This window comes from Lentibacillus songyuanensis, assembly GCF_039548255.1.
GTDB classification, from domain to species: Bacteria; Bacillota; Bacilli; order Bacillales; family Amphibacillaceae; genus Lentibacillus_C; species Lentibacillus_C songyuanensis.
On the sequence record NZ_JBCLVH010000025.1, the window covers coordinates 54,093 to 64,419 of the forward strand.

Below are 10,327 nucleotides of genomic sequence, written 5' to 3' on the forward strand. Positions count from 1 at the left end.
AAATAATTGTTCCATTTAGTTTGACACACATATTAATTATTACTAATATGATATTAACATATTAGTAATAATTAATGCGAGGAGGATAAAAATGCTAAACGTTGATATGGATACGAAGATGAAATTCTTGCACGGTTTTTCACATAAAACGAGAATTCAAATATTCGAATGCATAAAAGAAGATGAAAAAACAGTTTCACAGATCGTTGATAACCTCAAAGGCAATCAGTCCAACATATCTCAGCATTTGGCGTGTTTGAAAGGATGTGGGCTAATAGTGGGGAGACAAGAAGGAAAATATGTTTATTACCGTGTACGCAATCAACTGGTACGCGATTTATTAACCATGTTTGATGAAGTGCTTGAGGACGTTCAAAATGATGTTGCTTATTGTGAAAATCATATAGATTAAGAGGTGAAATAAATGGCTGATCAATGTTGTGGTTCAAATGAGAAGGACCCTAAAACGATTGACTATAATAAGGGCTGTTGTGATAGTCAACCTAGAACGAACGAAATGGAAACAAAAAATGATTTATGCTGCAGTAATCAGACTGAAAAAACGAATCCCATAAATATAACAGAAACCAGCCATTGTTGCTGTAACGATGTGAATGAAATGGAAGAATCAGTATCCTGTCGTTGTAACGATGAAGACGATACAAACGAAAACACAAGTGTAGAGAAATCAAGCTTTGGCAGTAATAATATTGACAAAGTACTAATGGAAAATCAAACGCCCGTGATAGGCAAAAAGGCTGAATACCGTATAAACGGAATGGATTGCCCATCCTGTGCTTTAACAATTGAAAAAGGGGTAAGTGGACTAGACGACATACAAGAAGCAAAGGTAAATTATAATACAGCAAAATTACAGGTTGTCGGCAATAAAACCCAAGCTTTTGACCAAATCGAAAATGTTGTACAAAAATTGGGGTATACAGCCGAACCGATTGAGCAAAACAAGCATGTGAGAGCGTTCGATGTAGTCGGAATGGACTGTGGTAGTTGTGCCAAAAGCATTGAGAACCATTTAAATACGATTCCGGCAGTTAACAATGTTAGTGTCAACTTTTCAACTGGAAAAATGAAGGTGAATCATGAAAATACTGTAGATGAGATTGTTTCCGAAGTATCGAAACTTGGTTATAAAGCTTCCCTCATTACACGGGACAATAAACCTGCTGAAACGAAGAAAAACAAAGAAGGATATGGATTATTTACCCTATCTGGTATTTTAATTGCGATTGGTTTTGTTGGTTCTCATAACGGTCTCTCACCTCTGCTGTCAACTTTTTTATATGCTGTGGCAATCGTTATCAATGGCTATAAACCAGTGAAAAGCGCCTATTTCTCAATAAAAAGCCTTTCACTTGATATGAATGTTCTTATGTCGGCTGCAGCAATTGGGGCTGCTATCATTGGGGACTGGTTTGAAGGTGCAACTGTTCTATGGTTATTTGCATTAGGTAATGCACTACAAAATAGGTCGATTGAGCAAACCAGAAAATCCATCAGCAACCTAATGGAACTGGCTCCATCAGAGGCCTGGGTTAAAGTTGGTGCAGAATTAGTTAAAAAGCCAGTTGAAGCTGTATCCGTTGGTTCGATTGTGATCATTAAACCTGGCGAGCGAATTCCATTGGATGGCGAAGTAATTCACGGCGAAACAAGTGTGAATCAGGCACCCATAACAGGTGAATCCATTCCAGTTGATAAACAAATTGGAGACACGATTTATGCTGGTACCATTAATGAAAGTGGTTCCATTGAAATAAAAGTTACCAAGTTAGTTGAGGATACAACCATATCCAATATTATTCATCTGGTGGAAGAAGCCCAAGAACAAAAGGCACCTACCCAGGCATTTATCGATAAATTTGCCGGTATCTATACGCCGATTGTTTTTGTGCTAGCCATAGCCGTCATAGTTGTTCCACCCTTTCTCGGTTTTGGTACATGGGGAGAATGGGCTTACAAAGGCCTTGCTTTATTAGTAGTAGCTTGCCCTTGCGCATTAGTGATATCTACTCCTGTTGCCATTGTTTCTGCTATCGGAAACGCGGCAAAAAATGGTGTTCTAATAAAGGGTGGAACGTTTCTGGAGAAAGCAGGTGCTATCAATGCCATTGCATTTGATAAAACAGGTACATTAACAGAAGGAAAGCCAAAAGTTTCTGATGTAAAGGTGTTGACCGTTTCGAAAGAAAAGTTAATTTCTATAGCATTAACATTAGAAGATTACTCCACTCACCCAATAGCAAAAACGATTGTAGAATATGCAAAAAATAAAGGGCATCAGCCTAAAAACGGAGAGTTATTTAAAAGCATAGTTGGTAAGGGTGTTCAAGCAACAATTGATGGCGAAGTTTATTATGCGGGTAATCTAAAATTGTTTGAAGAAATGAATTTATCTTTGGATAATGTTACTACCATCGTAGACGAAATACAAAGTCAAGGGAAAACGGTAGTGATCATCGGTACTGGCAAAGAGATAATGGGTATTATTACCGTTGCTGATACAATCCGTACAACTACTGTCAAGGCGTTAAATAAATTACAGCAGGTTGGCATTAACCAGCTTGTTATGCTAACAGGTGATAACGAAGGTACGGCAAAAGTCATTTCAAACGAAACGAAAATCAATCGCTATTTTGCAGAACTAATGCCTGAAGATAAGGTGAATGCAATTAAGCAATTACAAAATGAAGGTCAAAAGGTTGCCATGGTTGGTGATGGCATCAACGATGCACCGGCACTTGCTACATCTGATTTAGGAATTGCAATGGGTGGTGCAGGGACAGATACAGCGATGGAAACTGCAGATATAGTCTTAATGGCAGATAATCTGGAACAATTGCCCCATACAGTTAAGTTAAGTAAAAAAGCGTTAGCGATTATTAAACAAAATATCTGGTTTTCCTTAGTAATAAAATTAGTAGCATTAGTTCTTATATTCCCGGGAATACTTACGCTTTGGATGGCTGTATTAAGTGATACTGGGGCTGCTATTATTGTAATATTGAATGCTCTCCGTCTTTTAAGGGTAAAAGGATAAAAGTAAGGATAACTAGGTAAATCTGTTCAATCAAAAATGAACGGCTTATTTTTTATCAAAATCAAATACTGGAACAAGTTTAATATAACAGTTACCCTTGTTCCATTAAATGGACCGATTGTTTAACCTTATTGTATCAGTAATATCTTGAAGTGACTAAAATTTGTTCTCACCATGCGTTTATAAAAGTACACATTTACGAACAGGTTATAATCCTCCCAAATTATTAAAATTATGAGTACGCAAATATCATAAAAACATTTACGGACGTTCGTTGAATTACGTATATTTTTGCGAACGAATTATATTATAAAGAAAGAAAAACCAACAGAAAGAGTGAATGTAATTAATATGCATTCAAAGGCACCCAATAGATAGTGTAGAGCTTTGCGACGACTTACCTAAATAAACAATTAACCAAGCTAAGTTGCAAATGATGTATTTGCAATCTTATGCTATTCGCTGGATTTTGTCTCAGTCTCTTTAGACAACTTTATTCAATGGTTATAAAACAGAGTATTCTGGACCTTTCACAACAAATCTGTCCCCTTTTCATACGGTATAATGAACCAACCCATTTTCAAATAAGGAAGGTGACCAAATGGTTAGATTACCCGCTGTGGATCTTGGGATTATGGCCGAACATATAACAGCACATATTGGTGCCATAAATAAATTGGAATTGTATCAGGATAAGGTAACGATTAACAAACTAAAAGAAATTATTCAACTCCAAGCAAACACCATGCGTGTACATGTAAACACAATGCTGGCGTTAATAAATCCATACCATCATGGTGATATTGAACTACCATCTTTAGACACTATTAATGCGGTAAGGTCCCATATCTCCAATCATATGGCGTATCGCGGGGAAACCGATAATAAATGGATCACGTTGGAGGCGCACACAACAGCTGAGTTTATGTCGAATGACAATTATTCTTCAGCTTTGATGATGAAAGACCAAAATGTTAGGCATATCCATGTAGAAATGGGCTTACAACAATTTCAGATAATGGAAATGTACACTACATTTATGGAACAAATGGGATGAGATTTTACTCCACGTGTATCGGAACAGGAGCAAATGGATGTGTACCAGCGTTTCCAGCATATGTTTATCTAAAGATGTAGAGAAACAAATAGGGTCTCTTCAAAAAAGTCCGTGAAGGGACCCTATTTGCTTTACTTTTTCAGCTTTTTATTAACTTCTCCATTGAGACGATAGGTATAGGAAAGCATCTTAGGTACAATGAACTTTTGACCCCTAATCGTAAATGTCATACCTTTAAAAATAGAGGATGTTTCAAAATTGTTAAATCCATAGTTCAGTAGATTAACAGTATCATTGTAAGCTACAGATTGTAGTTTGCTATTTAATGTGATCACAATTAAACTCAAATTTTTTCTCTCAGCTGTTGTAGTCAAATTAAATCCGGATTGATCTATAAAACCAGTCTTTCCCCCTGTAACTCCCTTATATGGCCGCTCTCTAAGCAGCTTATGGTGTGTATAAAGGGTAGTTTGCCAAGTTTCACCGTCCCAGTTCAGCTTTTTTGTTCCAAATATTTCCCGAAAAACTTCATTTTTCATCGCATATTGGGTTATTTTTGCCAAATCCCCTGCTGTTGTTACATGATCAGGGTCAAATAAACCGTGTGGATTTTCATAATGGGTGTTGTGTACTCCAATTACATTTTTTAAATAGTCATTTATATCATCGGAAAACTGCTCAACACTTCCACTTAAATGTTCTGCAATTGCTACACCTGCATCATTTCCCGAGTTGATCAATAATCCCTGTAGAAGTTTCTTTAACGTGACTTGTTCTCCCTTTTCCAAATAAACTTTGGTCCCTTCCGTATTCTTTGCCTTTAGACTAACAGTAACCACATCATCCAGATTACCTGTTTCTATTGCGTAAATAGCTGTTGCAATTTTAGTTAAACTGGCTGGATACATTTTATCATTGGCATTCTTTTGATAAAGAACAGAGCCTGTTTTTGCATCAACCATAATCGCCGCTTCACTCAATACGGTTGGGGAGAATGAATCAGCGAAAGTTTTTGTTCCAAATAATGGGTTTATTATTACTACGGTCGTTATTATCAATAGTAACTTCTTCAAATATTAACCACTCTTTCCTGACTTAGGTTTCGGTCTAGTTTCAACAGATGGCACATAATAGCACTTATTGTCGAAAAAAGGATCCTTACCTAATTTAAAATCTATATTTGCAGAAAGTGTGTGTTTTAACGGTTTGTAATAATTTATTAATGTTGTAAATATCTTGTAACAAGAATACATTTTAAGAAAATTATAGTTGGTTATGCGTTTTGCTTCTATTAGTAATTAAAAAAAGGACATATGGTCTTTTTTTATTAACAACAATGAATAGAGCCGACATCTTTGCGACTATAGTATCATAGTCATAAAAACACCGGCCCATTAGAATAAATTGGATAATGATCAAATGTAAACACTTTTATGTGTAGAAATCATTAATTTTTTCCTTTTATGCATATGAATGTAACCCAGCAATTATTAAGTTAACCGCTATAAGATTGAACATGATAATGGCAAACCCACCTGCCGCAAACCATGCGGATTTTTCTCCATGCCACCCTCGTGATAATCGTAAATGCAAGAAAGCTGCATAGAAGAACCAGGTGACCAACGCCCATACTTCCTTTGGATCCCACCCCCAAAAGCGACCCCAGGCTTCTTGTGCCCAGATGGAGGCAAAAACCAAACCACCTAAGGTAAAGAGTGGAAAACCAATAGCGACAGCTCGATAAGACACCTCATCCAGTAAACCCAGACTGATCTTTTTGAGCCATGGTTGAATGGTTGCACCAACTCTTTTTCTGGCAATTAATCTGACAATAAAATAGATAACTAGTCCCATGAATACAGACCAGATAACCGAATTAAATTTACGTCCCGCATCCACCCCTCGCATCCAGGAAGGAGCAGAAAACCATGGCTTCATGACATCCTGTGTCACTAATTTACTATCATAAGGTCCTACGATGGCAGGCATTTGATAATTAGTTATTGTTTCGTTTTCTTGTTCAACATATTGAAATTCTGCATGATAATCCATGGCCTTAAATATACCACCTACCACACTAAACCCGATAAAAAGGAACAATCCGAGCAAAATAACTTCGAGCCAGAATGTACGTTTGCTTGCACTTGATTGATCAATTTGGCGAATCAGAAAGATCAAACCGGCTACAAAGCTAATCGACAAAATGGCCTCTGCTATGGATACAGTTGTTACATGGATGTATAACCATTGGCTTTGCAACGATGCTATTAGTGGCGATACATCCGTCGGAAACATACTGGCATAGGCAATGACAATCAGTGCAATTGGCAAAGCGAATAATCCCAAAACATTTAATCGGTAAATAAAATAAATGATAATAAACGCGAAGACTAGCCCCATACCAAAAAACGTGACAAATTCAAACATATTACTAACCGGGGCATGTCCACTGGCAATCCATCTGGTTACAAAATAGACGAGCTGTGCCGCAAAACCAATTAATGTCAACGTTATACCAATTTTTCCAGCGATCCCTTGATTGCGTTTGGTTTTATCCTGTTTAATCGTAGCACCGAAGAAAACAGTAGCAATCAAATATAGGAAAAATGCAATATATAATGCTGTACCGCTAATCTGTAAATAATCCATAAAAATCCTCCTTATACTCCAATCATTCTTCCAATTCCTGTTGATCAACCACCATCTTAGCATTGGTTCCTTCGATCGCTTTTTCAATATCTTTTTTGATTCCAAACCAGTTCTTGTTGGTATGGGCAGCCACAAGCAATCCGTTATTTTTTGGATGAATCCAAATTCTTCTATGGTGCCAGTACATCCCCTGGACCACACCAATCAAAAAGACGAGTGTCCCGAAAATGAAAAGCGGAATAGTGTAATCCTTTTTCACCTGAATTCCACTAACATCATGGAGTTCATAATCGGCTAGCCCAAGCTTGTATTGATTCCCTTTTGTCATCGGATCATTTTTACCTATACCGATAAAGTTTTTCTCTGCTTTGTTACTTCCGGGTGGATAAATCGACAATTCAAAAGCCGGATTTCTTGGGTATTTAGATATAGATTTTGCTTGCCCTTCTTCCTCTGTATAATCTGGATAATACTCATCAACGATCACCTTGGTTCCGTTGTCCAGTTTATATTCTGATTTTGGTGAATTCAAATCAATTTTAAACGTACCAAGCTCTCCCTTAAGCTTGTAATCAACAATACCCAGCTGATATTGAGAATCCTCTCCAGATGATGAAATGCTTCCGTCTAATCCAACAAAACTCGTTTCAGACTTATCACTATCTGGTGGAAAAATAAAAAAAACAAACGCTGGATTTTGTGGTTTATCACTATGTGATTTCGGTTTGCCGCCTTCTAAATAATAGTCGGGATAGTATTGTTCAACTTGAACCCGGTACCCGTTATCAAGCTTGTACACATCTTCCTGATCATTCAAATCAATCGTGAAGGTTCCAAGCGCCTTGTCCTTGTCCTCATCCGTTGTATATAGTTTAAACGTCAAATTTTTATATTCTTTATTTTTTGTATCCGTATTTAGAATGTTAAACGACATACTGGTAAACTCATTTTGCTGATAACCAGACTGATACAACGTATATTTATCAAATTTCAGAGGCTGATTCATCCGGATTTCTCCCTCTGTGACTTTCTCAAGGTCTGGTTCTGCACCTGGAATCGAATCATCCGATTTTTTATAAATAATCGCATTGGTTTGATAGTTTTTCGCCACCATTCCCTGTTTTTCGAGTGCATCCTTAAATTTGCCACCCGCCTCTTCCGGGTCCCATGTTTCGAGAATGAAATCTTTGTTTTTGATGTAGTATTCCCCGTCTGTGGAAGGAATAACGATACGCTGCCCTTCACGAATCCATACATAATCATCAAGGTATAATAGTGGAGTCATTCGTAATATGGCCGCCAATAAGATAATGATTAGACCAATATGATTAATATATGGACCCCAACGAGAGAACCTTCCTTTTTCCGCTAAAATATGCCCGTTTTCGTCCCGGACTTTATATCGCAACTTCCTCAACGACGCTTTGAGCTTTTCTTTTTCCTTCGGCGTCACATTTTCGGTTTCACTAAATAATCGCTGCCTCTTTAAAAACGTTTCATGACGTTTCGCTTTTTGTCGTTTTAGTGCTTTATATAATGGGACAAAGCGATCAAGACTACAAATAACTAAAGAAACACCAATTAATGCAATTAAAATCATGTACCACCAGGAACTGTATAGGTGATGAAGCCCCAGTTGGAAATAAATTTTACCGAGTAACCCGAACGTCGCCTCATAATAGACAGTTGGATCACGAGATACGGCATTTGCCGGTATGTATTCTTCCTGTGGAAAGATCGTCCCAATGGCTGATGCGACAAGCGCAAGACAGATTAGCCATACGCCAACCTTTACCGAGGAGAAAAAGCTCCAAATCTTATCAATAAACGACTTGTTGTACGTTTGTGACCGGCGAGCACTTCCGTCATAACGCATATTTAATAATTTTTGTTTATCATTACCGTCAATATGCTGATTTTCCTCAATTGGCTTTCCGCATGCCTCACAAAGGACTGTTCCTGCTGGATTCACGTGTCCACATTCACATTTAATTTTGTTCATCTACATCCACCACTTTAAATATTTGATTTCGTTTTATTTTGTTTTACTCGTTGGATATACCTTTCAAACGATCAAGATTCGATGTATCACTTCATACTTTTCCAAAATCTATAGACGACAAGTTCCGATGCATTAGGTTAACCGTAGCAATCTCCATCCCCCCTTGTATATTATGTTTGAACCTAATTTTTTTAGGTTTTTAAAAGATTTAATTGTACCTTGAAAACTGAATATAGCTCACTACTCATTTAATAGATGTTGGAGGGCGTAGCTTCGTAATGAGCGTGTGCTTGCGAAGGCAAGCTTAACGCGAATTAGAAGAAAGCAAGTGTATACGCGGTAGCCCTCAAACAAAAGTGTTTACGATGCTGAGCTGTCTTTGGGAAAATAGCCATAGGTAGTGTCCTACCAAGGGAATGTTCCGTTTCCTCCTGTTGCCCCAAAACTTGGGTGTCTTCCGAACAAAGAGTGTTCCCCTGGCCCTATGTTATAGACCTACACGCTGACTGTTTCCCGGCTGGTTGGCCCTCCTGCAAAGCAGAGGGAGGCACGTGCACCGCTGACCCCCGGTGTATTCCAATAGCTCGCAAGGCTGTCGTTCATAGGTTTCCCAGGGACATCTCAGCATCGTAGGCGCTACAACCCTTAAACAAAGGAGGTGATCATGATGACTTCACCCTTGTTCGTCGGAATTGATGTAAGCAGTAAGAACAACGTCGTCTGTTGCTTAACCCGAGATGAAGAAAAACGGCCTGTTAGCCGGTTTACGGTTACTAACAATCGCCCCGGTATCAAGGAGTTACAAGATCGTATCACCACGCTTGTCAAAAAGCATGGATACGAACAGCTTTTGTTCGGGCTAGAACACACTGGCAACTATTCAACTCACACTGCCATGTACCTGAGCCGTCATTTGGATTTTGGGGTTCCAGAGAAAAACGTCTATGTTTTCAATCCCAGTCTGATAAAGCAATTCAAGCAATCCAATTTTCTGGACGCTCCCAAAAATGATCGGGCAGATGCTTGGTATATTGCCGCTAAGCTTCGTGCTGGAAATCTTCCAAATCCTTTCACGTGGAGTGAGCCGCAAATGGCCTTACAACGGCTAACGCGTTCTCGTTACCATTTGATGCAGGATTTAACACGGGAAAGCAATTTCCTCATGACCAACTTATATTTGAAGTTCAGTGATTATACGATCACCGGACCCTTCAAGCGAAACAAGCTAGGAGCCACCTCTCTGGCTGTCATGGAGGAATTTGAATCCGTTGAAGACCTAGTCGGCATGCCACTGGACAAGCTCATTGCATTCCTTGTTCAGCATGGAAGAAACCGGTTTGAAGACCCGGAAGCAGTTGCCCGTTCGTTGAAAAAGGCTGCACGTGCTTCCTATCGTTTACCAGAGTCTATGGCAGACTCGGTTAACTTGGCTATGGCTTCCAGCATTCGTGTCATCCGTGTCATACAGGAACAATTAAAAGTCCTGAAGAAAGCGATTGTTGACCATTTGGGAACGATTCCTCAAACCTTGGACACCGTTCCCGGGATTGGGCCTATATTC

At 38.6% G+C, this 10,327-nt stretch carries 7 protein-coding genes; 4 read left to right on the forward strand and 3 right to left on the reverse strand.

The annotated features are described in order from the left end of the window. Positions 1 to 91: 91 nt before the first annotated feature. The 3 genes from WMZ97_RS18590 (at position 92) to WMZ97_RS18600 (ending at position 4,115) form a co-directional block, all read left to right on the forward strand. Positions 92 to 412: an ArsR/SmtB family transcription factor gene (locus WMZ97_RS18590; protein WP_343273588.1), complete on the forward strand. Its 321-nt coding sequence runs from the start codon at positions 92 to 94 to the stop codon at positions 410 to 412. 105 nt (positions 413 to 517) lie between these two features. Continuing rightward, entirely contained in the window at positions 518 to 3,058 is a 2,541-nt protein-coding gene (locus tag WMZ97_RS18595) for a heavy metal translocating P-type ATPase (protein ID WP_405027721.1), read from the forward strand. A 601-nt stretch (positions 3,059 to 3,659) separates the two neighbouring features. Then, on the forward strand, positions 3,660 to 4,115 hold the full coding sequence (locus tag WMZ97_RS18600) for a hypothetical protein (protein WP_343273589.1): 456 nt from the start codon (positions 3,660 to 3,662) through the stop codon (positions 4,113 to 4,115). Positions 4,116 to 4,246: 131 nt separating this feature from the next. On the opposite strand, the gene WMZ97_RS18605 is transcribed toward WMZ97_RS18600, so the two are convergent. From WMZ97_RS18605 to resB, 3 genes are all read right to left on the reverse strand, one after another. Continuing rightward, positions 4,247 to 5,188 (reverse strand): D-alanyl-D-alanine carboxypeptidase family protein, encoded by a 942-nt coding sequence (locus WMZ97_RS18605; protein WP_343273590.1) that lies wholly within the window; start codon positions 5,186 to 5,188, stop codon positions 4,247 to 4,249. A gap of 388 nt (positions 5,189 to 5,576) precedes the next feature. Next, entirely contained in the window at positions 5,577 to 6,764 is a 1,188-nt protein-coding gene (ccsB, locus tag WMZ97_RS18610) for a c-type cytochrome biogenesis protein CcsB (protein ID WP_343273591.1), read from the reverse strand. 22 nt (positions 6,765 to 6,786) lie between these two features. Continuing rightward, positions 6,787 to 8,766: a cytochrome c biogenesis protein ResB gene (gene resB / locus WMZ97_RS18615; protein WP_343273592.1), complete on the reverse strand. Its 1,980-nt coding sequence runs from the start codon at positions 8,764 to 8,766 to the stop codon at positions 6,787 to 6,789. A 664-nt stretch (positions 8,767 to 9,430) separates the two neighbouring features. Here resB and WMZ97_RS18620 point away from each other — a divergent pair. Then, positions 9,431 to 10,327, forward strand: an 897-nt coding sequence (locus WMZ97_RS18620; protein WP_343273593.1) for an IS110 family transposase, incomplete at its 3' end; no start/stop codon positions are given.

Bases quoted from the DNA above. Each gene is read 5' to 3' on its own strand.
- WMZ97_RS18595 (WP_405027721.1), top strand. From the start codon at position 518: ATGGAAACAAAAAATGATTTATGCTGCAGTAATCAGACTGAAAAAACG.
- ccsB (WP_343273591.1), bottom strand. From the start codon at position 6,764: ATGGATTATTTACAGATTAGCGGTACAGCATTATATATTGCATTTTTC.
- WMZ97_RS18600 (WP_343273589.1), top strand. From the start codon at position 3,660: ATGGTTAGATTACCCGCTGTGGATCTTGGGATTATGGCCGAACATATA.
- resB (WP_343273592.1), bottom strand. From the start codon at position 8,766: ATGAACAAAATTAAATGTGAATGTGGACACGTGAATCCAGCAGGAACA.
- WMZ97_RS18590 (WP_343273588.1), top strand. From the start codon at position 92: ATGCTAAACGTTGATATGGATACGAAGATGAAATTCTTGCACGGTTTT.